Annotated in this window: 23 protein-coding genes and 2 CRISPR repeat arrays; of the genes, 19 read left to right on the top strand and 4 right to left on the bottom strand. The window is 70.4% G+C overall.

The window, feature by feature from the left end:
* Positions 1–121 precede the first annotated feature (121 nt).
* The 4 genes from ABZ714_RS11785 to ABZ714_RS11800 all read left to right on the top strand — a co-directional run bounded on the left by ABZ714_RS11785 (position 122) and on the right by ABZ714_RS11800 (position 4,544).
* Positions 122–1,279: an acyl-CoA dehydrogenase family protein gene (locus ABZ714_RS11785; protein ID WP_358825018.1), complete on the top strand. Its 1,158-nt coding sequence runs from the start codon at positions 122–124 to the stop codon at positions 1,277–1,279.
* Between the two features lie 22 nt (positions 1,280–1,301).
* Positions 1,302–2,261, top strand: coding sequence for an acyl-CoA thioesterase II (locus ABZ714_RS11790; protein ID WP_358825019.1), 960 nt, complete (start codon positions 1,302–1,304; stop codon positions 2,259–2,261).
* 62 nt (positions 2,262–2,323) lie between these two features.
* A complete protein-coding gene (locus ABZ714_RS11795; protein WP_358825020.1) occupies positions 2,324–3,286 on the top strand; it encodes a cation diffusion facilitator family transporter in 963 nt (320 codons plus the stop codon).
* Between the two features lie 370 nt (positions 3,287–3,656).
* A CRISPR array of direct repeats spans positions 3,657–4,112; the repeat unit is 29 nt; unit sequence GTGCTCCCCGCGCGTGCGGGGATGTTCCC.
* Positions 4,113–4,217: 105 nt separating this feature from the next.
* The gene (locus ABZ714_RS11800; protein WP_358825021.1) at positions 4,218–4,544 is read left to right on the top strand and encodes a hypothetical protein; all 327 of its coding nucleotides are present in this window, start codon (positions 4,218–4,220) and stop codon (positions 4,542–4,544) included.
* Between the two features lie 133 nt (positions 4,545–4,677).
* Here the strand turns inward: ABZ714_RS11800 and ABZ714_RS11805 are convergent, their stop codons facing one another.
* The gene (locus ABZ714_RS11805) at positions 4,678–5,049 is read right to left on the bottom strand and encodes a hypothetical protein (RefSeq protein WP_358825022.1); all 372 of its coding nucleotides are present in this window, start codon (positions 5,047–5,049) and stop codon (positions 4,678–4,680) included.
* A gap of 226 nt (positions 5,050–5,275) precedes the next feature.
* Positions 5,276–5,830 carry an N-acetyltransferase gene (locus ABZ714_RS11810; protein WP_358825023.1) on the bottom strand — a complete coding sequence of 185 codons (555 nt, stop codon included), beginning with the start codon at positions 5,828–5,830 and terminating at the stop codon, positions 5,276–5,278.
* Positions 5,831–5,999: 169 nt separating this feature from the next.
* On the opposite strand from ABZ714_RS11810, the gene ABZ714_RS11815 reads away from it, so the two are divergent.
* From ABZ714_RS11815 to ABZ714_RS11840, 6 genes are all read left to right on the top strand, one after another.
* Entirely contained in the window at positions 6,000–7,223 is a 1,224-nt protein-coding gene (locus tag ABZ714_RS11815; protein WP_358825024.1) for a helix-turn-helix domain-containing protein, read from the top strand.
* 203 nt (positions 7,224–7,426) lie between these two features.
* Entirely contained in the window at positions 7,427–8,698 is a 1,272-nt protein-coding gene (locus ABZ714_RS11820; RefSeq protein WP_358825025.1) for a helix-turn-helix transcriptional regulator, read from the top strand.
* A 747-nt stretch (positions 8,699–9,445) separates the two neighbouring features.
* The gene (locus tag ABZ714_RS11825; protein WP_358825026.1) at positions 9,446–9,682 is read left to right on the top strand and encodes a hypothetical protein; all 237 of its coding nucleotides are present in this window, start codon (positions 9,446–9,448) and stop codon (positions 9,680–9,682) included.
* Complete coding sequence (locus tag ABZ714_RS11830; protein ID WP_358825027.1) at positions 9,679–10,326, top strand: hypothetical protein; 648 nt, start codon at positions 9,679–9,681, stop codon at positions 10,324–10,326. The genes ABZ714_RS11825 and ABZ714_RS11830 overlap by 4 nt, the downstream gene beginning before the upstream one ends.
* 35 nt (positions 10,327–10,361) lie before the next feature.
* Positions 10,362–11,141 carry an SAM-dependent methyltransferase gene (locus tag ABZ714_RS11835; protein WP_358825028.1) on the top strand — a complete coding sequence of 260 codons (780 nt, stop codon included), beginning with the start codon at positions 10,362–10,364 and terminating at the stop codon, positions 11,139–11,141.
* 10 nt (positions 11,142–11,151) lie between these two features.
* Positions 11,152–11,496, top strand: coding sequence for a hypothetical protein (locus tag ABZ714_RS11840; RefSeq protein ID WP_358825029.1), 345 nt, complete (start codon positions 11,152–11,154; stop codon positions 11,494–11,496).
* Between the two features lie 177 nt (positions 11,497–11,673).
* Positions 11,674–12,311: a CRISPR direct-repeat array (repeat unit 29 nt; unit sequence GTGGTCCCCGCGCGTGCGGGGATGTTCCC).
* 53 nt (positions 12,312–12,364) lie between these two features.
* Here ABZ714_RS11840 and ABZ714_RS11845 read toward each other — a convergent pair.
* Complete coding sequence (locus tag ABZ714_RS11845; protein ID WP_358825030.1) at positions 12,365–13,150, bottom strand: phosphatase; 786 nt, start codon at positions 13,148–13,150, stop codon at positions 12,365–12,367.
* Between the two features lie 77 nt (positions 13,151–13,227).
* Positions 13,228–13,824: a TetR/AcrR family transcriptional regulator gene (locus ABZ714_RS11850; RefSeq protein WP_358825031.1), complete on the bottom strand. Its 597-nt coding sequence runs from the start codon at positions 13,822–13,824 to the stop codon at positions 13,228–13,230.
* A gap of 111 nt (positions 13,825–13,935) precedes the next feature.
* Between ABZ714_RS11850 and ABZ714_RS11855 the strand changes: the two genes are divergently transcribed.
* The 9 genes from ABZ714_RS11855 to ABZ714_RS11895 all read left to right on the top strand — a co-directional run bounded on the left by ABZ714_RS11855 (position 13,936) and on the right by ABZ714_RS11895 (position 26,779).
* The gene (locus tag ABZ714_RS11855) at positions 13,936–15,600 is read left to right on the top strand and encodes a carboxyl transferase domain-containing protein (protein WP_358825032.1); all 1,665 of its coding nucleotides are present in this window, start codon (positions 13,936–13,938) and stop codon (positions 15,598–15,600) included.
* Positions 15,601–15,622: 22 nt separating this feature from the next.
* Positions 15,623–17,614 (top strand): biotin carboxylase N-terminal domain-containing protein, encoded by a 1,992-nt coding sequence (locus ABZ714_RS11860; protein ID WP_358825050.1) that lies wholly within the window; start codon positions 15,623–15,625, stop codon positions 17,612–17,614.
* Complete coding sequence (locus ABZ714_RS11865) at positions 17,611–18,561, top strand: hydroxymethylglutaryl-CoA lyase (protein ID WP_358825033.1); 951 nt, start codon at positions 17,611–17,613, stop codon at positions 18,559–18,561. The genes ABZ714_RS11860 and ABZ714_RS11865 overlap by 4 nt, the downstream gene beginning before the upstream one ends.
* 2 nt (positions 18,562–18,563) lie before the next feature.
* Positions 18,564–19,724, top strand: coding sequence for an acyl-CoA dehydrogenase family protein (locus ABZ714_RS11870; protein ID WP_358825034.1), 1,161 nt, complete (start codon positions 18,564–18,566; stop codon positions 19,722–19,724).
* A gap of 540 nt (positions 19,725–20,264) precedes the next feature.
* Positions 20,265–21,137, top strand: a complete 873-nt coding sequence (locus ABZ714_RS11875; RefSeq protein ID WP_358825035.1) for a siderophore-interacting protein — start codon at positions 20,265–20,267, stop codon at positions 21,135–21,137.
* Positions 21,138–21,617: 480 nt separating this feature from the next.
* A complete protein-coding gene (locus tag ABZ714_RS11880) occupies positions 21,618–23,060 on the top strand; it encodes an aspartate aminotransferase family protein (protein WP_358825036.1) in 1,443 nt (480 codons plus the stop codon).
* Positions 23,044–24,354: a lysine N(6)-hydroxylase/L-ornithine N(5)-oxygenase family protein gene (locus ABZ714_RS11885; protein WP_358825037.1), complete on the top strand. Its 1,311-nt coding sequence runs from the start codon at positions 23,044–23,046 to the stop codon at positions 24,352–24,354. The genes ABZ714_RS11880 and ABZ714_RS11885 overlap by 17 nt, the downstream gene beginning before the upstream one ends.
* On the top strand, positions 24,351–24,920 hold the full coding sequence (locus tag ABZ714_RS11890; RefSeq protein ID WP_358825038.1) for a GNAT family N-acetyltransferase: 570 nt from the start codon (positions 24,351–24,353) through the stop codon (positions 24,918–24,920). Before ABZ714_RS11885 ends, ABZ714_RS11890 begins: the two co-directional genes overlap by 4 nt.
* A complete protein-coding gene (locus ABZ714_RS11895) occupies positions 24,917–26,779 on the top strand; it encodes an IucA/IucC family siderophore biosynthesis protein (RefSeq protein WP_358825039.1) in 1,863 nt (620 codons plus the stop codon). Before ABZ714_RS11890 ends, ABZ714_RS11895 begins: the two co-directional genes overlap by 4 nt.
* The last annotated feature ends 123 nt before the right edge of the window (positions 26,780–26,902 follow it).

The raw sequence follows: 26,902 nt of genomic DNA on the forward strand, positions 1-26,902 counted from the left end.
GACCCTGGACAGCCCAGATGACCAGCGGGTAACTTCGACCCCAGGAATGCTCTGAGCAAGCGCTTGGACAGACATCCCGGGGCGGACACCGGGGACGGATACCGGCGAGAAGGAGGCGTTCGTGCGCCGCAGCGTTTACCAAGAGGACCACGAGGCGTTCCGGGAGACCATCCGCGCCTTCGTCGAGGCCGAGGTCGTCCCGGTGTACGACGAGTGGCTCGCCGCCGGGCAGGCGCCCCGCGACTTCTACGACAAGCTGGGCGAGCTGGGCGTCTTCGGGATCGAGGTCCCCGAGGAGTACGGCGGCGCCGGGGAGTCCTCCTTCAAGTTCCAGGCCGTGATCACCGAGGAGTGCGCCCGGGCCGGGGTCTCCTTCGGCGGCTCCGGGGTCCATGTCGCGCTCTGCCTGCCGTATCTGATGGCGTACGGCACCGACGAGCAGAAGAAGCGCTGGCTCCCCGACTTCGTCTCCGGCGCCACCATGTACGCCATCGCCATGACCGAGCCGGGCACCGGCTCCGACCTGGCGGGGATGAAGACCACGGCCAAGCTGTCGGACGACGGCACCCACTACGTCCTGAACGGCGCCAAGACCTTCATCACGGGCGGCGTCCACGCCGACCGGGTGATCGTCTGCGCCCGGACCGCCCCGCCCACCCCCGAGGACCGCCGCCACGGGATATCCCTCTTCGTCGTGGACGCGTCCCTGCCCGGGTACGCGGTCGGCCGCACCCTCGACAAGCTGGGCCTGAAGGCGTCCGACACCGCCGAACTCTCCTTCACCGATGTGCAGGTCCCGGCCGCGGACCTGCTCGGCGAGGAGCACAAGGGCTTCTCCTACCTCGGCCAGAACCTGCCGCAGGAGCGGCTGGCGATCGCCGTCGGCGCGTACGCCCAGGCGTCGGCCGCGATCCGGTTCGCCCAGCGGTACGTCACCGAGCGCGCCGTCTTCGGGCAGCCGGTGGCCGCCTTCCAGAACACCAAGTTCGAACTCGCCGCCTGCAAGGCCGAGGTCGACGCGGCCGAGGCCGTGGTGGACCGGGCGCTGGAGGCCCATGACGCGGGCGAGCTGACCGCCGCCGAGGCCGCGTCGGCGAAGCTGTTCTGTACCGAGGTCGCGCACCGGGTGATCGACCGCTGCCTCCAACTGCACGGCGGCTACGGCTATATGAACGAGTACCCGATCGCCCGGCTCTACGCCGACAACCGGGTCAACCGGATCTACGGCGGGACGAGCGAAGTGATGAAGTCCATCATCGCGAAGTCCATGGGACTGTGAGCCGCGGGGCACACCTTCTCCCATGAACACGCCATCACCGCAACAGCCGCCGCACGGAACACCGGACGGCCCGTCCGAGGGCGCGGCGGACCCGGCCGCGCCGGGTGCCACGAGCGCGCTCGACGGACTGCTCGAACTGCTCGATCTCGAACAGATCGAACGGGACATCTTCCGCGGCCTGTCACGCCCGACCATCGTCCCCCGGGTCTTCGGCGGCCAGGTCGCCGCGCAGGCCCTGGTCGCGGCGGGCCGTACCGTCCCCCCGGACCGTACGGCCCACTCCCTCCACGCGTACTTCCTGCGGATGGGGGACCCCGGGGCGCCCATCGTCTACACGGTCGACCGGATACGCGACGGGTTCTCCTTCACCACCCGCCGGGTCGTCGCGGTCCAGCACGGCCGCCCCATCTTCCATCTCTCCGCCTCGTTCCAGCTCTACGAGGAGGGGCTGGAGCACCAGGCCCCGATGCCGCCCGCCGCCGACCCGGAGTCGCTGCCGACGGCGGGCGACATGCTGGCCACGTACGCCCAGCACTTCGCCGACCCGGCCGCCGTCGACCGGCTCAAGGAGGCCAGGGCGGCGATCGACCTGCGGTACGCGGCGCCGCCGCCGTACGCCACGGTCGGCGAGCCGCGCGAACCCCGCTCGCAGGTCTGGTTCCGCACCATCGGCAAGCTCGCCGACGATCCGCTGCTCCATGTCTGTCTGGCGACGTACGTCTCCGATATGACGCTCCTGGACTCGGTCCTGCTGGCCCACGGCCGGGGCGGCTGGGCGGTCGGCGACGTCATGGGCGCCTCCCTCGACCACGCGATGTGGTTCCACCGGCCGTTCCGGGCGGACGAGTGGCTGCTCTACGACCAGGAGTCGCCGTCGGCTGCGGGCGGCCGGGGCCTGGGGCAGGCCCGGATCTACACCCAGGACGGGCGGCTGGCGATCTCGGTCATCCAGGAAGGCGTGATCCGCGCGACGCGTAAGTAGCCGGGCAGGGCCGGGGCGTGGCGCGGCGGTCATAGGGCGGACGGATGGTTACCGTCCGCCCTATGACCGATCAGGACGCACCGGACACCACGGACGCGCCGGAGCCGCCGGAGAGCGCCACGACAGTTCTGGTGGCGGCGCTCGCCAATCTGGGGATCGCGGCGGCCAAGGCGGTCGCGGGCGTCCTCAGCGGCTCCAGCGCGATGCTCTCCGAGGCCGCGCACTCCGTCGCCGACACCGTCACGGAGGTGATGCTGCTGACGGCCCTGCGCCGCTCCGAACGCCCCGCCGACGACGACCACCCCCTCGGCTACGGCCCCGAACGGTACATCTGGGCCCTGCTCGCGGCGGTCGCCACCTTCGTCGGCGGCGCGGTCTTCGCCGTCTACGACGGAATCCACACCCTCACCCACGGCGAGGACCCCGGCGACCCGCTGGTCTCCTACCTCGTCCTCGCCGCCGCGTTCCTGCTGGAGGCGTTCTCCCTCCGGACCGGACTGCGCCAGGTACGGGCGGAGGCGGCCCGGATCGACGCCACGGCCAAGCACTATCTGCGGGTCACCCCCGACACGGCCGTGAAGGCGGTCGTCATGGAAGACTCGGCGGCATTGGCGGGCCTGCTGCTCGCGGCGGCCGGCCTGCTCGGCACCCAGCTCTCCGGCTCGGCGGTCTACGACGGATTGGCGTCGATCCTGATCGGCGCCCTGCTGGTCTACGTCGCCTGGGTCCTCGGCCGCAGCAACGCCCGCCTCCTGATCGGCCGCCCCCTGCCGCCCGCCCTGCGGGAAGCGGTCCGCGAGGAGATCCTCACGGTGCCGCACATCGTCCGCGTCCTGGAACTGACAACCTTGATCCAGGGCCCCCGGGAGGTCCTGATCGCGGCCAAGGTCGACTTCCGCGACGCGTCGAGCGCGGCGCAGGTGGAATGGGCCTGCGAGGAGGCGGAACAGCAGCTCCGGGAGCTTCTTCCGGCAATCCGCCGCGTGTATCTGGACCCGACCCCGGCGGTGTCGCCACGCCGCTGACGGCCGCGCGGTACGGGTGCCGCGACTGCTGGGGGATCACGGGGTACGCGCCCCCTTGCGGCCGCAGCCGCCCACGGTCGCACGAGCGACGTATCCCGCTGTGCGGACCACGTTGACGGCACGTGGACTGGACCCCCGGACCATTACCCGAGAACAGCGATATGAGCGGCAGGCACATCAACCGACGAAAGCCACTTCGTACCCGCGCGGCGCCCCGTATCGTCAACACTCACCGACGAACGGGGCAGGAAGCATGCGGCAAGGTATGGGCCAGAGATCGCCCCATTCACACCCTTCGCTACTTTCGCCGGAGTCGGCACTAGTAATGAAAAACCGCACCCCCGCCTGAGAAAACCGCAGGTGGGAAAGGGTGCTCCCCGCGCGTGCGGGGATGTTCCTTGCGTGGCACGCCCACACGAACCACCAGTCGAGTGCTCCCCGCGCGTGCGGGGATGTTCCCGTCCTGGACGAGTCGATGATCCTCGGTGACGAGTGCTCCCCGCGCGTGCGGGGATGTTCCCCAGTGGACCGCCACCGAGGACAGCCCGTACGCGTGCTCCCCGCGCGTGCGGGGATGTTCCCGCGGGCTTGATGCCGCTGTTCCACAGCCACGTGTGCTCCCCGCGCGTGCGGGGATGTTCCCACCGGGGCGAATTCACCGAAGGTGGTGGCTCGGTGCTCCCCGCGCGTGCGGGGATGTTCCCGACGCTGCGCTGGGGTCGACGATCGTCCACTCGTGCTCCCCGCGCGTGCCGGGATGTTCCCAACATCGCGACGCCGGCCATGAGCCCGGCAGCGTGCTCCCCGCCTGTCCATCTTGGCCGACCTGACCAGGTCCGGGACCCACGCGCGCGGGGAGACGCTCCCGTCTCCCGCTCGGGGTAGACAGGAACAGCAACCGGGTCGTCGAACGCACTGAGATCATGGCGGTGTGACGATGACTCCCGAGCACCGGCGGATTGACGCGGAACTCCAGATCGACGATATCCGGGGCACCGAGGAGGAAAGGGCGACCTTTGTCGTGTGGTGCGTCCGAGGACCAGTCCGCCTCGGGGCGCGGTTTCACCGCATCCGCGATATTGCGGTCGCGATCGACCTGGAGCTGACGGAGATCCTCTTCCATGGGCATCCGGTCGACGAACTCGATCCCTCCCACACCGCTCTCGTCACCCTCCAGGGAGCAGGAACGCATCACCTTGCTTCAGGAGAAAAAACTCACGACTGGAAGATCATCCAGGGCGCCAACCCCTTGCCGTAAATCCACCCACCCGCAGGTTTTGGCGCTTACTCCCCTGCCCGAGGCGGCATAGTGGAACCTGCCGCTGGAGGGAAAAGACCCTCTGTGAGCGCTTCCGGAGCGGAGCGAGATACGCCGGGTTCGGGTTCCTCGACTATGCCCAGGAAGGACGAGGAGCACCAGCAGGCGGGGTATCGGCTGGCACCACGGCGGGGGTCGCCATGTTGTTCGAGGCAAGGTCGACGTGGTCCAGCACCACGCTCCGTACCAGCACCCCGGGGAAGTCTTCGAAGCGGCTCAGGGCATCAGCGATGGCGGCCGTGAGGGATTCGGCCCGGACGACGCAGAGGAACCCCGTGTACCCAGGGCCCTCTTGCAGCCCGATGCCGCCCTCTGCGAAGCGGTCGAGTCCGTCCAGGAGGTCCGACTGCTCCGGAGTGAGCGGAGCGTCGAGGACCAGGTTGAAGTACCAGCTACGCACAGTTCCGGTGCTTCCCGGTGAATTGGTCATGGCGATTCTTGTCATGCGTCACCTTGAGGCCCGCCGCCTCCGCGCGCTTCAGTGCCGCTTCCACATCCTTCTTCTGGTACCGGTCTCCTTTGCCCATGGCGGTACGTCTACTCGACACCACCCGGGTGCGCAGGCCGGGCTCGACGCTGTCACCCGATCGGGCGAGGCTCGCCAGAGGCAGGGAAAGAGGGGCGCTCCCCCGCGCGCAGTCAGGGACCCGAGCAGGCCGCAACCGTTTCGGTCACCGGAGTCGGCGGACCATCGTGGCGTAGATCGGGGAATCCGGGAACGGCTGCTGGGGGCCGATGTTCTCGTAGCCCCAATCCTCGTAGAGATTCTGGACCTTGGGGTGGGTGGGCTCGACGAGGAGAGCGACCCGCTCCTCCGGCCGGTCGGCCAGCAGTTCTTCGTGGATACGGCGGGCAGTTCCGGTCTTGCGCCAGGGCGCGCGGACCATGAGTTCGAACAGGGCGAGGGTGCGTTCTCCTCCGTACTCGTCGGTGAACTCGTCGGGGAGCGGGGTGAGCATCGTGGACCACCAGCCGGTCCCCTGGGGGAGCCTGGAGCCGTAGGCGTAGCCGATCGGCTCATCGGCGGCGTAGCCCATCACGACTTCCCATCCGGGCCGTGACGTGTGTCCGTCGAGGCGGTCTTCGAAGCCCTGAACGGAGAAGAAGGGGTCCGAGAGCCGGTCGGCGTAAACCTCCGCGTAGATCTCGGTGAGTGTGGGGCGCACGGCGGCAAGGTCATCGAGACCGTGGCGGCGAAGAGTGATCACCGGCTGCTGGTTGTTCACAGTTTCTCCTGTTCGGCCGCAAGGTGGAGTGCGGCCCGCTTGGTGGCCCTGGCACCGGGAGCGGCGTTGAGGAAGAACTCCGCCTGTTCTTGAGGGTCGTTCCGCTCGTGCTCGCACGATAGTGCGGGGAGTAGCGTTCTGAGTGTCGAAGCCCAGAACGGAGTTCAGTGTGTCTGACACCGGAGATGAGCACATCGGGGCGCGTATCGCGTCTCTGCGCAAATTGAGCGGCTACACACAGCGCGAGTTCGCCGACGCCGCCTATCTGTCCTTGGGAGCCGTCCGCAAGGTAGAACGGAGCGAGCGGCTTCCGACGAACGGATTCCTGATCTCCGCCGCTCGCGCGCTACGCAGTACGGTCGAGGAGCTTTCCGGCCAGCCCTACAGGTCCGAGAACGCAGCGGATCAGAAGGTTCACGGCCCGATCCAGGGGATCCGTACAGCAGTACGCCGGTACGACCTCCCCTCGGACGCCTACGCCCGCCCCCGGCCGTTGCCCGAGCTGAAGGCCGATGTCCGGATGGCCGCGGAGTACCGCAAGAGCGCCAAGTACTCACGTCTCGGTGTGCTGCTCCCCGGCCTGCTGGAGGAGCTGACGGCCACGTTCCATCTGGTGGAGGAAGAGCGGAAGCGGAAGGCCGTGGCCGGCTTGCTGGCCTCCTGCTACTACATGGCACACGGCCTGGCGTTCCGGCTCGGCTACGCGGACCTGACGGGCCAGTTGGAAGACCGGATGCGGTGGGCCGCCGCCCGCGCCGACGACCCGCTGATGTGCGCTTTGGCCGAGTGGACCCACTCCTACTCCTTCTCCTTCCATGCTTTCGGTGACTACGACGGCGCCCTGCGCGTCCTGCGGGCCGCGCGCGGAGAACTGGAGTCGGACGACGCGGTGAGGGGCGCGGCTCGTGTCACCCTGCTGGGAAGCCTTCGCCTCCGGGAATCGTCCATCGCCTCGTTCGCCCGGGACCCGGATCTCACGGCCGATCACATCAGGGAAGCCGCCGTACTCGCTGACCGGATTCCGGATGGCCGCGACCAGCTGCACTACCACATGACATTCGGCCCGGCGAATGTCGCTGTCCACGACGTAGCCGCTCATGTAGAACTGAAGCAGCCCGGCAAAGCGGTCAAGCGGGCAGTCGATATCCGGTTCCCGGCGGATATGGCACGCACCCGGCAGGGGCACCACTTCGTCGCGGTCGCCCGCGCCCATCTGGATCTCGACCGGCGCGAGGACGCCCTGGGGTATCTGAAACGAGCACGGGCGATTGCACCGGAGCAGACACGATTCCACCCCATCGCTCGCGAAACCGCCCGCATGCTCACCACGACGTACCGCCGTACGACCGAGGATCTGCGTACGTTCACGAACTGGCTGGGGATCCTTTTGTAGTCGATCTTCCGCCCTCTGTGCGTCGGCATTCCGCCGGGTGCACAGCCCGCGCGTGCGGGGGTGATCCCACGATGACGCTGATGCCGTCCTTGATCTCGGAGTGATCCCCGCGAGCGCGGGGACTGCACGGCACAGGATTCCGAGAGGTGCCGAGGCCCTCGACAACCCGTGCCACGCGCAGCGGCCACCGGTACCGTTCCCAAGTGGAGGCTGAGAACCAGGAGACCCGTATGGCGCGTTGGAGCGAGTACACAACAGGTCAACGAATCAGGATCCTTCGGGGGAAGGCACTGCGGCAGTCCGACCTCGCCGAGATGACCGGGCTGTCCCTGCCGACGATCCAGCAGGCCGAGCAGGACAAGCGCCTCACTTTGCAGACGCTTCTTCTGATCGCGTCAGCTCTGGGGACGGACACATCCGTGATCCTCGGACAGCAAGGGCCACGCCGGGGCATGGAGCAAGACGACCGGGCCACAGTCAGGGAGCTGTCGAGAGCAGTACATGACATCTCCGCCGGCCTGTTCCCCGACACCGTCACGGCACCACCGCTCGCCACCGTCATCGAAAACGTTCGGCAGTGCTGGGCGCGGTACTGGGAAGGCAAGTACGTGGCCGCCGGGTCCTTGGCGGGCCCGCTCATCGCGGAGGCCGCAGCCTGCGTACGGGCACAGCCCGACGGCGAGCAGGCGAAGGCGTGGACGGTGCTGTCGGACGCCTATCGACTCGCCGCGTATGTGGCGAACTTGATGGGGGCCCGTGACCTCGCCTACGCCGCGATCGGACACGCGCAGACCGCCGCGTCCCGCGCCGACAACGGACTGAGCAGCGCGCTCGTGATGTCGGGACGGGCGTGGATCTACTTGAGGGATGCTCGGCTCAAGGAGTCGTTGGCGCTCGCGGAGAAGGCCGCCACGGACATCGAACCCCGGTTCTCCCAGGCGACGACGGGCGAGTTGGTCGCGTACGGATCCCACATCAACTTCGCCGCCGTCGTCGCCTCCCGTATCGGAAACGGCGGGCTGGCCGGTGACTACCTCAGCCAGTCCCACGCCGCCGGAGCCCGGATGGGGCACGAGGCTCGGGCCCACGGCACCGTCTTCGGGCCGGTGACGGCGAGCACGCAGGCGGTGGGGGTCAAGGTCGCCCTAGGGCAGACCGCTCAGGCGCTGGGGCTGATCGCCGACATCAAGCCGCATCATGAAGCATCCCTGTCCGGGGCCGCGCGCAGCCGGTATGCCATGGACAAGGCCATGGCGCAGGCGGACGCGAAGTTGTGGGACGCGTCGCTGGACACACTGGAGCGGGCTCTGCTCGATCACCCCGTCTGGGCCCGGCATCAAGCACTGCCGTCCGTCATCGTGGAGAAGATCGGCCGCGCCTCCACGGCTCGGCTCCGGCGGGTCTCAAAGCTGGTCGCGACCGGACTCGATGGGGCTGACGGCTTCTCCCCCGCGACATCGAGGACGGCCCTCTGACTCATACGCCGCATACGAGTCCGGCTCATTGCCCGACGCGGCTCATATGCCCCGTACGAGCTGGAGCTTGACGGATCGTCGGGCTCGTAGGGGCTTTTCTTCCACCCGCGTCACTGTCGCGGGATCGTCGCGGTATGAGCCGAACCGGACCTCAGCGAGCCCTCCGAGCCCGCCTCGCCGACGCGGCAGCGGGCCTCATGCCGACCTGTGAACGTGACCGGGTCGGTGTCGTCATCCACTCCGCCGCACACGGCCAGGACGCCATATCCCGACTGCGCGTCTACGCCCGTGCGCGCGACTGGACCGTCACGGCCGAAGCGACATCGTGGGCTGGCGCCCTCCGACTCCTGGTGTCCACCGGGGCACAGGGGATCGTGACGGATCAGACTGGCTCTCCGTCCGACGCCCTGCCGACTCACTGCTTCGTAGCGGTCGTCGAACAGGAACCACAGGAGCCGACCGGGAGCTGAGCCGGTGTCGAGCCTGGCGCGCGACGACACTCCTGCCCCGAATCCACCTGCCCCCATCGGGGCGGGATGCCCATCAAAGACGCCCCGGAGGGGCCGCCGCTAACGGTCCGCCGGGGCTCGACGGAGCAGCTTTGCTAAGGAGCTGATCAGCCGTATGCGTGACTCTATCGCCCATGCGTTCGCACGTGCCTTGGTCTTACCGTTTTCACGCCAACGTCCGGGTCGGCACACCGCCGCGCACTTCTCGGCGCTGCCCGACACCGTCGTGCCGCCGCCCGTGAGTCCTTGGTCGCGGCCTTGGACGGGTCCGACGAAGGAGCAGGCCCGGGAGTACTTCCGGACCCAGCCGACGGTGCTCGACTGCCTGCTCGCCGAAGAGCCGCCCGCCGCCACGACGGAGGTCTGTCTGGTCTGCGCGCGGGAGACGACCGCGCCGGTCGAGGTACGGCCCGGACTCACCACCTGCCCGGCACACATCCTCGACGCCGACACCGTCCGGGCGGTGCCCCGATGAGCAGAACCGGACTGCCGGTGTTCCGGGGCCGTGTCGTCCCCTGGATCACCCCCTGGTCCGACGCACCGAACCTCCGCGAGCCCGTCGTACTGGCGCCCGGTGGGCGGGGTATCGCGTACGCCGACGAGGGTGTCCACGACCGGACCGACGACAGGGTGCTGATCGCTCGCGGCCGGGGCCGAAGGGGGCCCGCCCCGGGGAGCCGACCGCTGTACGAAGAGGTCGACGGCCGCCGCCAACGCCGTTCCGCACAGCAGTTGCTGTGCCAAGTCTGCGGGCGACGACCGGCCCCGCACCCCGACGGGCCGCTCTGGCTCTTCCCGGGGACGGAAGAGGTGACGGACGGCTCCCTCACCGAGATCGTGCCCCTGTGCCCCGACCCCTGCGCGGCCCTCGCGGTCCGGCAGTGCCCGTCTCTCGTCCGGGGACACCGGGCCGTACGAGTGCGCTACCCGCAGCTCTGGGGCTTCCACGGCCTGCTGTACGGCCCCGACCCCGGCAACCCCGGCGGGGCGCCAGTAGCGACAACGGTCGGCGCGCGGCTCCCGCACGACGACCCGCGCCTGCCATGGCTGCTCATGGACCGAACCGTCACCCGCCTCATCGGCTGCACGCCCGCGTACGACGTGGGGAACGCGTCATGACCGTCCCGCCCGATACCGCTGCTGGGTTTCGGCCGGTGAGTAGTGCGCGGCTTCAGCATGCGGCGCTCGGTGACGCGGCTGAGGCGCTGGACGCGTACGAGGCGGATGAGGACCTCGTACGAACCCTCCATGCCCTGGGCTATCCGGTGCGGGAGGTCGCGCGGGCTACCCGGGCCTTCCGGCTGCGGGCCGTCACCCACGCGGCACGGGACTTGGGGATCGCGCAGGTCCTGGAGATCGGCCCCGGACTCCCACCCCGTTCCACCCCCGCCAGCCACCACCTCGTCCAGCGCCACCACCGCCGGGCCAGGGCCCTCTACGTCGACCACGACCCGCTGGTCACCGCCCACCTCACCACCGCCTACGAGACGGAAGAAACGGGCGGCACGGTCCGCACGATCCTGGGCGACCTGCGCAACACCGAGCACATCCTCGACGAGGCGGCCGCCCATCTTGACCTCAGTCGGCCTGTCGCTGTGGTCGCCACCACAGTCCTCGACACGATCTACGACCACGACCACCCCCACACCGCCGTACGCCAACTCCTCGACGCCCTCCCGACCGGGAGTGCGCTCATCTCCACCCACCTCACCCACGAACACCACCCGGCGACCGTTCAGCGGGCCACCCGAACCCTCCAGATCGCCGGACTCCCCACCCGCCCCCGATCTTTTGAGGGCATCGCCGCCTTCTTCGACGGACTGACCGCAGTCGGCCCCGGCCTCGTCCCGGCCAGCCAATGGCACCCCACCCACGCTGACGATCAAGCCCCGCCCGAGGACCACACCTACGCAGCCACCGGACTCCTCACCTGAAAGCCGACCCGTGCACACCATCCACGTCACCGGAGCGTTCACCATCACCCCGCCTCTGCCCCCGCAAATAACGCAGGGCACCCCCTACCACCCCGACACTCCGGAAGAACCCCCGTACGGCTGCGACCTCCTCCTACGCCTCAACACCACCGGCCACGCCACCCACCTCGAACCCCGACGCCACCACACCCACGCCCTCACCCACCAAATCCAGCACGCCATCAACACCTACCCCAACCACACCATCACCGGCCAACTCCACTGCCACGGCCCACAACCCGGCAACCAATGGCACATCACCATCACCAACAACCACCCCACCGCGACACGCCACAGAACACCCGAGACGCCCTGACGCACCGCACCACACCCCGTATCGTCAACACCCAACACCAACGAACGAGGGCCGGAAGACATGGGGCACAACAAGGGTCAACGATCGACCAGTTCACCCCATTCACCCGATACGCCGGAGTCGGCACTAGTAATGAAAAACCACACCCCCGCCTGACAAACCCGCAGGTCGGAAACTGTGCTCCCCGCGCGTGCGGGGATGTTCCCCGCCGGTGGAACGACTCGACTTCGGCGAGCAAGTGCTCCCCGCGCGTGCGGGGATGTTCCCCTCCGGGGATCCCACAAGCGGACCCGCGCGAAGTGCTCCCCGCGCGTGCGGGGATGTTCCCTGGTCGGGCGGATCGGGCAGCCGGTCAGATGGGTGCTCCCCGCGCGTGCGGGGATGTTCCCTCGATCGGCGAAACATGGATCGACACTGCTGTGTGGTCCCCGCGCGTGCGGGGATGTTCCCCGGCGGACGGCACGCTGCTGGAAACGAAGTGGGTGGTCCCCGCGCGTGCGGGGATGTTCCCATGCAGATCGGCAAGACCCTCACCCTTGAGGGGTGGTCCCCGCGCGTGCGGGGATGTTCCCGTGGGCCGGTTCCAGTACGCGGGCGTCCCCTAGTGGTCCCCGCGCGTGCGGGGATGTTCCCGGTCGGCGGCGAAGAGGGACGCGATCGTCCGGTGGTCCCCGCGCGTGCGGGGATGGTCCCCCGCTCCGGCTGACCAAGGCCAAGCGCGATGCGTGGTCCCCGCGTATGCGGGGATGTTCCCGACTGGCAGCTCAAAGGAATGGGCTTCGGCCAGTGGTCCCCGCGCGTGCGGGGATGGTCCCGACGATCAGAAGCTGATCAACACGGTCACCGCGCGGTCCCCGCCCCCACGGCGTCAGCCCTCGACCAGCCCCGCCGCCCCCAGCAGATACGCCGTCATCGGCTCGTAGAACCTCGGGTCCAAAACGTGGTCGTCCAGGGGGACCGTGACCTGGACCGTGCCCTCCGACTCGCCCAGGAACAGCGCCGGGTCGTTGGAGTCCGCGTAGCCGACCGTGTCGAAGCCGCGTTGGGCCGCGCAGCCCGCCCAGCCGTGGTCGGCGACGACCAACTCCGGGAGCGGGCTGCCGTCGCGGGTCAGGCCGTCGAGGATCGCCGCCATCGGGGTCGGGGAGTGGGTGTGCCAAAGGGTGGCGCCGTGTTCCAGGACCGCCACCCCGCCGACCTGGTAGACCATGCCCTCGTCGGTCATCAGGCCGCCGGGGATCGAGACGATCTCGCAGCCCGCCGCGCGCAGCGCGTCCGCCGTCGTGCGGTGGACGTCGAGGAGGCCGCCGGGGTGGCCGGTGGCGAAGAGGACTCGCTGTCTTCCGGCCGCCGCCTTGCGGAGTCTGGCCGCCATCCGGTCGAGGCCGTCGACGGTCAGGTCGGGGTCGATGGTGTCCTGGCCCACCCGGTGCCCGGGGTCGTCGTTGACGCCGCAGCGTTCGGCCATGACGGCGAGGACGTCCTGTTCGTCGGTCCAGCGGTCGCCCAGTTCGAGACCCAGCCAGTAGTGCCGGTCGCCGTTGGCGAGCCTGCGGTAGTGGGAGAGGTTGTTGTCGCGCGGGGTGGCGACGTCGCCCGCGATCCGGGTACGGACGAGGTGCTCGACGAGTTCGGCACGGCTGGGTATCGGCATCTCCCCATTGTGCCGCCACGGCCGGGCCGGGGCCCGTGTTCCCGGAGGTCCGGGAGTACGGCCCCCCTCCGGAGGGGCTACGGCGTGAGCGACGCGAACGCGCCGTGCGCGAGCCGGCGCAGCAACGTTTCCGTCCGGGCCCGGGAGCCCGGGAGGCCGGAGCCGCGCGAGCCCAGGTGCGGGGTGGAGTTCAGCAGGCCGAAGACTGCGTGTACGGCGGCCCGCGCCTCGGCCTCGGGGACCTCGGGGTGGAGTTCGCGTACCGCCGTCACCCACAGCTCCGCGTACTGCCGCTGGAGCTGGCGGACCAGCTTGCGGTCGCTCTCGCGCAGCCGGTCCAGCTCGCGGTCGTGCAGGGTGATCAGCGGGCGGTCGTCGAGCGCGAAGTCGATATGGCCGTCGATGAGGGACGCCAGCAGCGCCTCGGGGTCGCCGGGGCTCTCCGCGACCCGGATCCGGCCGCCGGAGAGCAGCCGCTCGCTGATGCCGACGAGCAGTTCGGCGAGCATCGCCTCCTTGCCCGCGAAATGGCGGTAGAGGCCGGGGCCGCTGATGCCGACGGCGGCCCCTATCTCGTCCACGCCGACGCCGTGGAATCCCCGCTCCGCGAAGAGCCGCGCGGCCTCTCTGAGGATCTGCTCGCGGCGGGTGGGCGCGTCCGTCCTGGTGCTCATGGAAAGTAATTCTAGACAATCCGGTTAGCGATCGTTAACCTGAAGGGGAAGTGTTAACGGTCATTAACTGGACCATCCACTGACGTCGTCCGGGCAAGGGGGCTCGATTCGATGCAGCAGGCACCCCTGTCGTCACCACGACAGGCACCCGTGCTGACCTCTGCGGCCGATCCGGCGTCCGCCGCCTGGCAGACCAATGAGGCGGCTCACCGGGAGCTGGCGGACACCCTGCGGGGCGCGCTCGCGGCGGCCAGGCTCGGCGGCGGCGAGAAGGCCAGGGCGCGGCATGCGGCCCGGGGCAAGCTGCTGCCGCGCGACCGGGTCGACGCGCTGCTCGATCCCGGCTCCCCCTTTCTGGAGCTGGCTCCGCTGGCGGCGTACGGGATGTACGAGGGCGCGGCCCCGGCCGCCGGGGTGGTGGCCGGGATCGGCCGGATCGCCGGGCGCGAGGCGGTGATCGTCGCCAATGACGCGACCGTCAAGGGCGGGACGTACTACCCGATGACGGTGAAGAAGCATCTGCGGGCCCAGGAGGTGGCGCTGGAGAACCGGCTGCCGTGCGTCTATCTGGTGGACTCGGGTGGCGCGTTTCTGCCGATGCAGGACGAGGTCTTCCCGGACCGGGAGCATTTCGGCCGGATCTTCTACAACCAGGCCCGGATGTCCGGGGCGGGCATTCCGCAGATCGCCGCCGTCCTCGGGTCCTGTACGGCGGGCGGGGCGTACGTCCCCGCGATGAGCGACGAGGCCGTGATCGTACGTAATCAGGGCACGATCTTCCTCGGGGGCCCGCCGCTGGTGAAGGCGGCGACCGGTGAGGTGGTCACCGCCGAGGAGCTGGGCGGCGGCGAGACGCATTCACGGATCTCCGGGGTCACCGACCATCTCGCCGAGGACGACGCGCACGCCCTGCGGATCGTCCGGACGATCATGGAGACGGTGCCGCCGCGCCCGCCGCTGCCCTGGGCCGTCGCGCCGGTGGAGGAGCCGGTGGCCGATCCGGCGGGGCTGTACGGGGCGGTGCCCGTGGATCCCCGTACGCCGTACGACGTCCGCGAGGTGATCGCCCGGATCACCGACGGCTCCCGGTTCGCCGAGTTCAAGGCCGAGTTCGGGCAGACCCTGGTCACCGGCTTCGCCCGGATCCACGGCCATCCGGTCGGCATCGTCGCCAACAACGGCATCCTGTTCGCCGAGTCCGCCCAGAAGGGGGCGCACTTCATCGAGGTGTGCGACCAGCGGGGCATCCCGCTCCTCTTTCTCCAGAACATCTCCGGCTTCATGGTCGGCAAGGACTACGAGCACGGCGGGATCGCCAAGCACGGCGCCAAGATGGTCACGGCCGTGGCGTGTACGCGGGTCCCCAAGCTGACCGTGGTGGTCGGCGGCTCCTACGGCGCGGGGAACTACTCCATGTGCGGCCGGGCCTACTCCCCCCGCTTCCTCTGGATGTGGCCCAACGCCAAGATCTCCGTGATGGGCGGCGAGCAGGCCGCCTCCGTCCTGGCGACGGTCCGGCGCGACCAGCTGGAGGCGCGCGGCGAGGAGTGGCCGGCCGCCGACGAGGAGGCGTTCAAGGCCCCGATCCGCGAGCGGTACGAGGAGCAGGGCAGCGCCTACTACGCCACGGCCCGGCTCTGGGACGACGGGATCATCGACCCGCTGGAGACCCGTCAGGTGCTGGGGCTCGCCCTCACAGCCTGTGCCAACGCGCCACTGCCGGCGAAGGGTGCCGACGACCCGTCGGCGCCCGGCTTCGGCGTCTTCCGGATGTGAGGACCAGGTGACCGATGTGACCATGTTCGACACCGTCCTCGTCGCCAACCGGGGCGAGATCGCCGTCCGGGTGATCCGTACCCTGCGCGCCCTGGGCATCCGCTCGGTCGCCGTCTTCAGCGACGCCGACGCCGGTGCCCGGCACGTACGGGAGGCGGACACGGCGGTCCGGATCGGCCCGGCGCCCGCCGCCGAGAGCTATCTCTCCGTCCCCCGGCTGCTGGAGGCCGCGGCCCGTACCGGCGCGCGAGCGGTCCACCCCGGCTACGGCTTCCTCGCCGAGAACGCGGCCTTCGCCCGGGCCTGCGCGGACGCCGGGCTGGTCTTCGTCGGCCCGCCCGCCGACGCGATCGCCCTGATGGGCGACAAGATCCGGGCCAAGGAGACGGTCCGTACGGCCGGGGTGCCGGTGGTCCCGGGATCCTCCGGATCGGGGCTCACGGACGACGAACTCGCCGCGGCGGCCCGGGAGATCGGGATGCCGGTGCTGCTGAAGCCGTCGGCGGGCGGCGGCGGCAAGGGCATGCGGCTGACCCGGCTGGAGTCGGCCCTGGCGGAGGAGATCGCGGCGGCCCGGCGGGAGGCCAGGGCCTCCTTCGGGGACGACACGCTGCTGGTGGAGCGGTGGATCGACCGGCCGCGCCATATCGAGATCCAGATCCTGGCCGACGGCCACGGCCGCGTCCTCCACCTCGGCGAGCGGGAGTGCTCCCTCCAGCGCCGCCACCAGAAGGTGATCGAGGAGGCGCCGTCCGTCCTCCTCGACGAGGAGACCCGGGCCGCGATGGGCGAGGCCGCCGTGCGCGCCGCCCGCTCCTGCGGATACACGGGTGCGGGGACCGTCGAGTTCATCGTCCCCGGCAACGACCCTTCGCAGTACTACTTCATGGAGATGAATACCCGGCTCCAGGTCGAACACCCGGTCACCGAGCTGGTCACCGGCCTGGACCTGGTGGAGTGGCAGCTGCGGATCGCGGCGGGCGAACCCCTGCCGTACGAACAGGACGACATCCGGCTCACCGGCCACGCGATCGAGGCCCGGATCTGCGCCGAGGACCCGGGGCGCGGCTTCCTCCCCTCCGGCGGTACGGTCCTCGCCCTGCGCGAGCCGGACGGGACCACCCACCCGGGCGTGCGGACCGACTCCGGGCTCAGCCCCGGGACCGAGGTGTCGAGCCTGTACGACCCGATGCTCTCCAAGGTCGTCGCCTACGGGCCCGACCGCGCCACCGCCCTCCGCGGACTGCGGGCCGCCCTCGCCGAGACCGTCACCCTCGGCGTCCCCACCAACGCCGGATTCCTGCGGCGGCTGCTGGCCCATCCCGCCGTCGTCGCGGGCGAGTTGGACACCGGACTGGTCGAGCGGGAGGCCGGAGGGCTGGTCCCGGACTCCGTACCGGCCGAGGTGTACGCGGCGGCGGCGGCCGTCCGGGCGGCGGCGCTCGTTCCCGTACCGGATCCGTCCGGCTGGACCGACCCCTTCGGGCAGCCCGGCGGCTGGCGGCTCGGCGGGCCGCCCGTACCGCTCGCCTTCCCCCTGCGAGTGACGGGACGTGAACCCGTTGTTCGGGAGGCGCCCGCGTCGGCCGAGGTCACGGCGGACCGGGTCGCCGTCATTCTCGACGGCGTACGGCACACCTTCCACGTCGCGGGCGACTGGCTCGGCCGCGACGGCGACTCCTGGCAGGTACGGGACCACGACCCGGTCGCGGAGTCCCTGTCGTCCGCCGCGCACGGCGGCGCCGACACCCTCGCCGCGCCCATGCCGGGCACGGTGACCGTGGTGAAGGTCGCCGTCGGGGACGAGGTGGCGGCGGGCCAGAGCCTGCTGGTGGTGGAGGCGATGAAGATGGAGCACACGATCTCCGCGCCGCACGCCGGGACGGTCACCGAACTGGATGTGGTGCCCGGGACGACGGTCGCGATGGACCAGCTCCTGGCGGTGGTCACGCCGTACGAGACCGAACCCGCGACCGGGACCGGCGAAGGGGCCGCCGAAGGGACCGGGCGATGAGCGGCGCCGAGGGTGCCGGACTGCCCATGGAGTTCCCGGCCCCCGGGCTCCCCGCCCGGGTCAGGATCCACGAGGTCGGCCCGCGCGACGGGCTCCAGAACGAGAAGACCGTGGTCCCGACCGAGGTGAAGGCCGAGTTCGTGCGCCGGCTCGCGGCGGCCGGACTGACCACCGTCGAGGCCACCAGCTTCGTCCATCCCAAGTGGGTGCCGCAGCTCGCCGACGCCGAGGAGCTGTACCCCCGGCTCACCGGCCTCACCGGCGTCGAGCTGCCCGTCCTCGTCCCCAACGAGCGTGGCCTGGACCGGGCGATCGCGCTCGGCGCCCGTACCGTCGCCGTCTTCGGCTCGGCGACCGAGACCTTCGCCCGGCGGAACCTGAACCGGACCGTCGACGAATCACTCGCCATGTTCGAGCCGGTGGTGGCCCGGGCGAAGGCCGACGGCATCCGGGTCCGGGGCTATCTGTCGATGTGCTTCGGCGACCCCTGGGAGGGCCCGGTCCCGCTCCGCCGGGTCGTCCGGGTCGCCACCGCCCTGCGCGATCTGGGCTGCGACGAACTCTCCCTCGGCGACACCATCGGCGTGGCCACCCCCGGCCACGTCCGGGAGCTGCTCACCGGGCTCGCGGAGGCCGGGGTGCCCGTCTCCGCCCTCGCCGTCCACTTCCACGACACGTACGGCCAGGCACTGGCCAACACGCTGGCCGCCCTGGAGCTGGGGGTGACCACCGTCGACGCCTCCGCGGGCGGCCTCGGCGGCTGCCCCTACGCGAAGAGCGCCACCGGAAATCTCGCCACCGAAGACCTCGTGTGGATGCTCCGCGGCCTCGGCATCGAGACCGGGGTCGATCTCGGCCGGCTCACCGCCACCAGCGTGTGGATGGCCGAACGGCTGGGCCGCCCCAGCCCCTCCCGTACCGTCCGCGCCCTCTCCCACCAGGAGTGATCATGCCTCTCGACCACCGGCTCACCCCCGAGCACGAGGAACTCCGCCGTACGGTCGAGGAGTTCGCCCACGACGTGATCGCTCCCAAGATCGGCGACCTGTACGAGCGCCATGAGTTCCCCTACGAGATCGTCCGCGAGATGGGCCGGATGGGCCTCTTCGGGCTGCCGTTCCCCGAGGAGTACGGCGGGATGGGCGGCGACTACCTCGCCCTCGGCATCGCCCTGGAGGAGCTGGCCCGGGTCGACTCCTCGGTGGCGATCACCCTGGAGGCGGCGGTCTCCCTCGGCGCGATGCCCGTCTACCGCTTCGGTACGGAGGAGCAGCGCCGCGCGTGGCTGCCGCAGCTCTGCGCGGGCGAGCGGCTGGGCGCCTTCGGGCTGACCGAGCCCGGAGCGGGCTCCGACGCGGGCGGCACCCGCACCACGGCGGTCCGGGACGGCGACTCCTGGGTGATCAACGGCTCCAAGTGCTTCATCACCAACGCCGGTACGGAGATCACCGGCCTGGTCACCGTCACGGCGGTCACCGGCCGCACCGACGACGGCAAGCCGCTGATCTCCTCGATCATCGTGCCGTCCGGGACACCCGGTTTCACGGTCGCCCCCGCCTACTCCAAGGTCGGCTGGAACGCCTCCGACACCCGCGAGCTGGCGTTCGACGACGTCCGGGTGCCGCTGGCGAATCTGCTGGGCGAGGAGGGCCGGGGGTACGCCCAGTTCCTCCGGATCCTGGACGAGGGCCGGATCGCGATCTCGGCCCTGGCGACCGGGCTGGCCCAGGGCTGTGTGGACGAGTCGGTGAAGTACGCCAAGGAGCGGCATGCCTTCGGGCGGCCCATCGGCGCCAACCAGGCCATCCAGTTCAAGATCGCGGATATGGAGATGCGGGCGCACATGGCCCGGGTCGGCTGGCGGGACGCGGCGTCCCGGCTGGTGGCGGGCGAGCCGTTCAAGAAGGAGGCCGCCCTGGCGAAGCTCTACTCGTCGACGGTCGCCGTCGACAACGCCCGGGAGGCCACCCAGGTCCACGGCGGCTACGGCTTCATGAACGAGTACCCGGTGGCCCGGATGTGGCGGGACTCCAAGATCCTGGAGATCGGCGAGGGGACGAGCGAGGTGCAGCGGATGCTGATCGCCCGGGAGCTGGGGCTCACCGGCTGACACCGGCCGGTCCGCAACCGGGCCCGGTGGCCTTCGGGCCGCCGGGCCCGTTCGGCACGACCGCCCGATCGGCTCCGGGACCGTTCGGCGTGACTAGACGTACGCCGGATGTACGCCGACTCCCCCGGCCCGGCCCGCGGGATCCCGGCCCCGGGCCCCCAGGCGCGCGGGGGTCCCCCATTGCCTGAGCCGCAGGGCGAACCCGCGCGGGCGACCGCTCACGCGTGAGGTCCGAGGCCGGGCCTGCTCGTGGAGGTGCCGGACGGCTTCGAGGGAGACGCTGTCCGCCGTGGCGGCTCGCGCGGAGTTCCGGCCGCGCGCCGTCGGCGGCTCGTCGCGAAGTCCCCGGCGCCCCCGGAGACTCCGGTCGGCTGGCGGATCCGCGCCCGGCCGCCCGGCCGGTGACGCGTACCGCCGCCCGCCCCCGGACCACCGCCCCGGACCGTCCGGACTCCCGTAACGAGGGAAGGTTAGGCTAACCTGACCATCACTTGTCCGGGCAGCACGAAGAAGCAGCACGAAGAAGAGGTCGTTCCGCGCATGGCTACCGCCCCCGACGCCGTTCCCTTCCGGTTCTTCGATCTCCGGGTCGAGCGGGCCCGGCGGCTCTCGCCGTCGATGGTGCGGGTGACCTTCCGGGGCTTCCCCGGGGACGAGGCGCTGGCCGGATTCGCCTCCGGCGGCCGCGACCAGTCGCTCTCCCTCTTCCTTCCGCATCCCGGCCAGGACGCCCCCGTCGTCCCGGTCGACGCCGGTGACGGCAGTGCCATCTTCGCCGCCTGGCGGGCGCTGCCCGAGGACGTCCGGGCCGTGATGCGCTCGTTCACCGTCCGGGAGCAGCGGCGGACACCGGCCGGGATACCGGAGTTCGACATCGACTTCGCCGTCCACGAGGACGGCGGGCCCGCCTGCCGGTTCGCGCTGGCCGCCGAGCCCGGCCGGCGGGCGATGGTGCTGGGCCCGGCCGTCGCGGAGAACACCTCGGTCCGCTGCCGGCCGCCCGCCGACACCGACTGGAACCTGATCTGGGGCGACGAGACCGCCCTCCCCGCCGTCGCGGCGATCCTGGAATGGCTGCCCGCCGGAGCCCGGACCCGGGTCTGGCTGGAGGTGCCGCACGCCGGTGACCGGGTCGAACTGAAGACCGATGCCGATGCCGAGATCGTCTGGCTGGTCCGCGACGAGGGTGCGCCGTCCGCCGTCGAGGCCGTGGCCGCCGCCGAGTTGCCGGAGGGGACTCCGTACGCCTGGATCGCCGGGGAGTCCGGCTCCGTCAAGGCGCTCCGGCGCCATCTGGTGAGCGAGCGGGGCTTCGACCGCCGCCGGGTCACCTTCGTCGGCTACTGGCGGCGCGGGGTGAGCGAGGACGGGCTGCGCGACGATCCGGCGTCGGCCGAGACCGACGAATCCTGAGCCCGGCCCGCCGCGCGCCCGGGGCCGCCAGCCCCGCGCGGCCGGCTCTGAAGGCCCCACCGGACCCCCTATCACCATCTACTGGTAGTTTCCGGCCAAATTCTGACCGACCATCGCCGTCCGGGATCCACCCGGCGATCGATGGGGCATTCATACTTCCGGCCGTCACGCGTTCCGCTTCGGGGCGGGACCACCGGACGGCCACACCTCCCGCCCCACCCTCCGCACCGACTCCTCACACCGCGCCGCACCCCCGGCCCGCCCGGTCCGCGCCGGACCGGCGTCCCGCCGCGCCCGGGTGAACAGCCCCCGGACACCGGCCCGGCAGGCGCCGCGTGAAGAACGCCACAGGCGGACGGGCGACCGATTGCCGGGGCCCGATTCACAGAAAAGGTTAGGTTAGGCTAACCTTCCCCAGGTCGCCCTCGCACCCCCACCTGTCCGGAGAGCGACAAGTCCCCGTATCCGGGAGGACATTGCATGCGCTCGCACCTGCTCAATGACGTAACGGCGGAGAGCTACCGGCGCTCCGTGACAGAAGGAGTCGAGCGGGTGGCGAACCGACTCGCCACAACCCGGCGGCCGTTCACCGGTATCACCCCCGACGCCCTCGCGCCGGAGATCGCCGAGATCGACCTCGACCAGCCGCTGGGCGACTCCTCCGCCGCCCTCGACGAGCTGGAGCGGGTCTATCTGCGGGACGCCGTCTACTTCCACCACCCCCGCTATCTGGGCCACCTCAACTGCCCGGTGGTCATCCCGGCCGTGGTCGGCGAGGCGGTGCTCTCGGCCGTGAACTCGTCCATCGACACCTGGGACCAGAGCGCGGGCGGCACCCTGATCGAGCGCAAGCTGATCGACTGGACCGCGGGCCGGATCGGTTACGGCACCGCCGGTGACGGGATCTTCACCAGCGGCGGCACCCAGTCCAACCTCCAGGCGCTGCTGCTGGCCCGGGAGGAGGCCAAGTGCGCCGACCCGGCCAAGCTCCGGATCTTCACCTCCGAGTGCAGCCACTTCAGCGTCCAGAAGTCGGCCAAGCTGCTCGGTCTCTCCCGGGACGCCGTGGTCTCCCTGCCCACCGGCCGTGACCGCCGGATGCGGACCCTCACCCTCGCCGCCGAGCTGGACCGCTGCGTCGCCGACGGACTCGTCCCGATGGCGGTGGTGGCCACCGCCGGTACCACCGACTTCGGCTCGATCGACCCGCTGCCGGAGATCGCCGAACTCGCCGAGCGGTACGGCGCCTGGATGCATGTCGACGCGGCGTACGGCTGCGGGCTGCTGGCCTCCCCCACCCGCCGCCATCTGCTCGACGGCATCGAGCACGCCGACTCCGTGACCGTCGACTACCACAAGTCGTTCTTCCAGCCGGTGAGTTCGTCCGCCGTCCTGGTCCGGGACGGGGCGACGCTGCGGCACGCCACGTACCACGCGGACTACCTCAATCCGCGCCGTACCGTCGAGGAGCGGATCCCCAACCAGGTCGACAAGTCGCTCCAGACCACCCGGCGGTTCGACGCGCTCAAGCTCTGGATGACCCTGCGGGTGATGGGCGCCGACGGGATCGGCTCCCTCTTCGACGAGGTCTGCGACCTGGCGGCGGCGGGCCATGAACTGCTCACCGCCGACCCCCGCTACGACGTGGTCGTCGAGCCCCGGCTCTCCACCCTCGTCTTCCGCTGGCTCCCGGCGGGCGTCACCAGCCCCGCCATGATCGACCGGGCCAATCTCTACGCCCGCAAGGCGCTCTTCGCCTCCGGGGAGGCCGTGGTCGCCGGGACCAAGGTCGACGGCCGCCAGTACCTGAAGTTCACCCTGCTCAACCCCGAGACGACGGCCGACGACATCGCCGCCGTACTCGATCTGATCGCCGGCCACGCCGAGCAGTACCTGGGAGAGAACCTTGTCCACGCCTCTTGAGCCCCCGCGCGGGCCGGCCGGGACCCCCGCCGCCGGCGAACCGTACGACTTCATCGGGATCGGGCTCGGCCCGTTCAATCTGGGTCTGGCCGCGCTCACCGAGCCCATCGAGGAGCTGACCGGTCTCTTCCTCGACTCCAAGCCCGACTTCGAGTGGCACTCGGGGATGTTCCTGGAGGGCTCCCACCTCCAGACCCCGTTCATGTCGGATCTGGTCACCCTCGCCGACCCGACCTCCCCGTACTCCTTCCTCAACTATCTGAAGCAGGTCGGACGGCTCTACCCGTTCTACATCCGGGAGAACTTCTATCCGCTGCGGACGGAGTACAACGACTACTGCCGCTGGGTCGCGGCCCGGCTGACCAACGTCCGGTTCGGTACGACCGTCACCCTGATCGAGCACGACGGCGAGGACTACCTGGTCCGCACCGCCGACGGCGAGGTCCTGCGGGCCCGCCGGATCGTGCTGGGCACCGGCACCCCGCCGTACGTCCCCGACTGCTGCCGCGACCTCGGCGGCGACCTCCTGCACAACTCGGCCTATCTGCCGAACAAGGCGGCGCTCCAGGCCAAGGAGTCGATCACCCTGGTCGGCAGCGGCCAGAGCGCGGCGGAGATCTACTACGACCTGCTCTCCGAGATCGACGTCCACGGCTACCGGCTGAACTGGGTGACCCGCTCCCCGCGGTTCTTCCCGCTGGAGTACACCAAGCTGACGCTGGAGATGACCTCCCCGGAGTACATCGACTACTTCCACGCCCTGCCGGAGGACACCCGCTACCGGCTGGAGTCGGGACAGAAGGGCCTCTTCAAGGGGATCGACGGGGACCTGATCGACGCCATCTTCGATCTGCTCTACCAGAAGAACCTCAAGGGCCCGGTCCCCACCAGGCTGCTGACCAACTCGGCCCTCGACGGCGCCGCTTACGACGAGGCGTCCGGTACGTACACCCTCTCCCTCCGCCAGGAGGAGCAGAACAAGGAGTACGAGCTGCGGACCGAGGGCCTGATCCTGGCGACCGGCTACAAGTACACGGTCCCCGACTTCCTCACCCCTCTGCACGACCGCGTCCGCTGGGACGGCCGGGGCCGCTTCGACGTGGCCCGCAACTACTCCGTCGACACCGCCGGACGTGAGATCTTCCTCCAGAACGCGGGCGTGCACACGCACTCCATCACCTCACCCGACCTGGGGATGGGCGCGTACCGCAATGCCTACATCATCGGCGAGCTGCTCGGGCGCGAGTACTACGCCGTGGAAAAGTCGATCGCGTTCCAGGAGTTCTCCGTATGACCCTCCCCGACCCGCCGGGCTTCACCGTACGACCGCTCGACCCGCTCACCGACATCCCGCTGGTGCACCGCTGGGTGACCCACCCCAAGTCCGCGTTCTGGCAGATGCCGGACTTCGGACCCGAGGACGTGGCCCGGGCGTACACCGCGATCACGGAACACCCGGACCACCATGCCTTCCTCGGCCACGAGCCGTCCGGTGAGCCGGTCTTCCTGATGGAGAGCTACGACCCCGCGCGGGTCGAACTGGTCGGCCTGTACGACGCCCGGCCCGGCGACGTCGGGATGCACTTCCTGGTCGCGCCCACCGACACCCCGGTCCACGGCTTCACCCGGGCCGTGATCACCGCCGTACTGCGGACCCTCTTCGCCGACCCCGCCACCGAGCGGATCGTCGTCGAACCCGATGTCCGCAATACCGCCGTCCAGGCCCTCAACACCTATGCGGGGTTCTCGATAGCGGAGCGGATCCGGACCCCCGAGAAGGAGGCGTTCCTCAGCTTCTGCACCCGTGAGTCGTTCGAGCGCAGCGCCGCCATGGCCGACCGTCCGGCGGTGGGACGATGACCGTCGCCGACGCCGTCGCCCATCTGACACCCGAGCTGTGGAAGCGCGCCAACCGGCTGCTGGTCCGCAAGGCGCTGGCCGAGTTCGCCCATGAGCGGCTGCTGGTCCCCGAGCCGCTGCCGGACGGCGGCTACCGGGTCCACAGCGACGACGGAGCCACCGAGTACCGGTTCACCGCCGAGGTCAGGGCGCTCGACCACTGGGACATCCCGGCCGATTCGATCGTCCGCCGCCACCGGGGGGTGGAGCTGCCCCCGGACGCCGTCGACCTCTGTACCGAACTGCGGTCGGCCCTGGGGCTGAGCGACACCGTACTGCCGGTGTACCTGGAGGAGATCGCCTCCACCCTGGCGGGGACGGCGTACAAACTGACCCGCCCGGCCGTCACCTCCGCCGAGCTGGCGAAGGCCGGTTTCCAGGCTATCGAGACCGGGATGACCGAGGGCCATCCCTGCTTCGTCGCCAACAACGGGCGGCTCGGCTTCGGGGTGCACGAGTTCCTGTCGTACGCGCCCGAGGCCGCCAGCCCGATCCGGCTGATCTGGCTGGCCGCCCACCGCGACCACGCCACCTTCACCTCCGGCGCCGACCTCGACTACGACACCCTGGTGAAGGACGAGCTGGGCGAGGAGACCCTGGCCCGGTTCGCGGCCCGGCTCACCGGGCTCGGCCTGGACCCGGACGCGTACTATCTGCTGCCCGTCCACCCCTGGCAGTGGTGGAACAAGCTCTCCGTCACCTTCGCCGCCGAGGTCGCCCGGCAGCGGCTGGTCTGTCTGGGCCCCGGCGACGACGACTATCTCGCCCAGCAGTCGATCCGGACGTTCTTCAACACCAGCGCCCCGCACAAGCACTACGTCAAGACATCGCTCTCGGTCCTCAACATGGGCTTCATGCGCGGTCTTTCGGCGGCGTACATGGAGGCCACCCCGGCGATCAACGACTGGCTCGCCGGGCTGATCGAACGGGACGGGATCCTGCGGGCGGCCCGCTTCTCGATCATCCGCGAGCATGCCGCCATCGGCTACCGCCACCAGCAGTACGAGCGGGCCACCGACCGCCACTCGCCCTACCGGAAGATGCTGGCGGCGCTCTGGCGGGAGAGCCCGGTCCCGTCGCTCGCCCCCGGTGAGCGGCTGGCGACCATGGCGTCCCTGGTCCACACCGACCGGGACGGCGCCTCGTTCGCCGGGGCCCTGATCGACGAGTCGGGGCTGCCGCCCGCCGAGTGGCTGCGCGGCTATCTGCGGGCCTACCTCACCCCGGTCCTGCACAGCTTCTACGCCTACGACCTGGCGTTCATGCCCCATGGCGAGAATGTGATCCTGGTCCTGGGCGAGGACGGCACGGTCCGGCGGGCGATCTTCAAGGACATCGCCGAGGAGATCGTGGTGATGGACCCCGACGCGGTACTGCCGCCCGCCGTGGAGCGCGTCCGGGCCGAGGTGCCCGAGGAGATGAAGCTGCTCTCGGTCTTCACCGACGTCTTCGACTGCTTCTTCCGGTTCCTGTCGGCGGCGCTGGTCGCCGAGGGGCGGCTGGAGGAGCGGGCGTTCTGGACGGCGGTGGCCGACTGCGTACGGGAGTACCAGGCGGCCGTCCCCGAACTGGCCGACAAGTTCGCCGAGTACGACATGTTCGCGCCGGAATTCGCGCTCTCCTGCCTCAACCGGCTCCAGCTCCGGAACAACCGGCAGATGGTCGATCTGGCGGATCCGTCGGCGGCGCTCCAGCTGATCGGCACGCTCCGCAATCCGCTCGCGGAGTTCGCGGACCTCGCGCGGCCGGCCGACCTCGAGGATCCGGCGGAGCCCGCCGGTGGCGCGGATACCGCCGAGGTCACCGCCGCCGCCGTCTGACGGCGGCCCCGTCGCGGGGCGGGCACCCTCCGAACACGGTCCCTCGGAGGGTGTCCGTCTCCACCGGCCCGCCCGGCCGTTACGGTCGAGATGTCGGTGGGGCTCAGCGACTCGTCGACTCGC

This window comes from Streptomyces sp. NPDC006798 (genome assembly GCF_040635975.1).
In the GTDB taxonomy this organism is placed as follows: Bacteria; Actinomycetota; Actinomycetes; order Streptomycetales; family Streptomycetaceae; genus Streptomyces.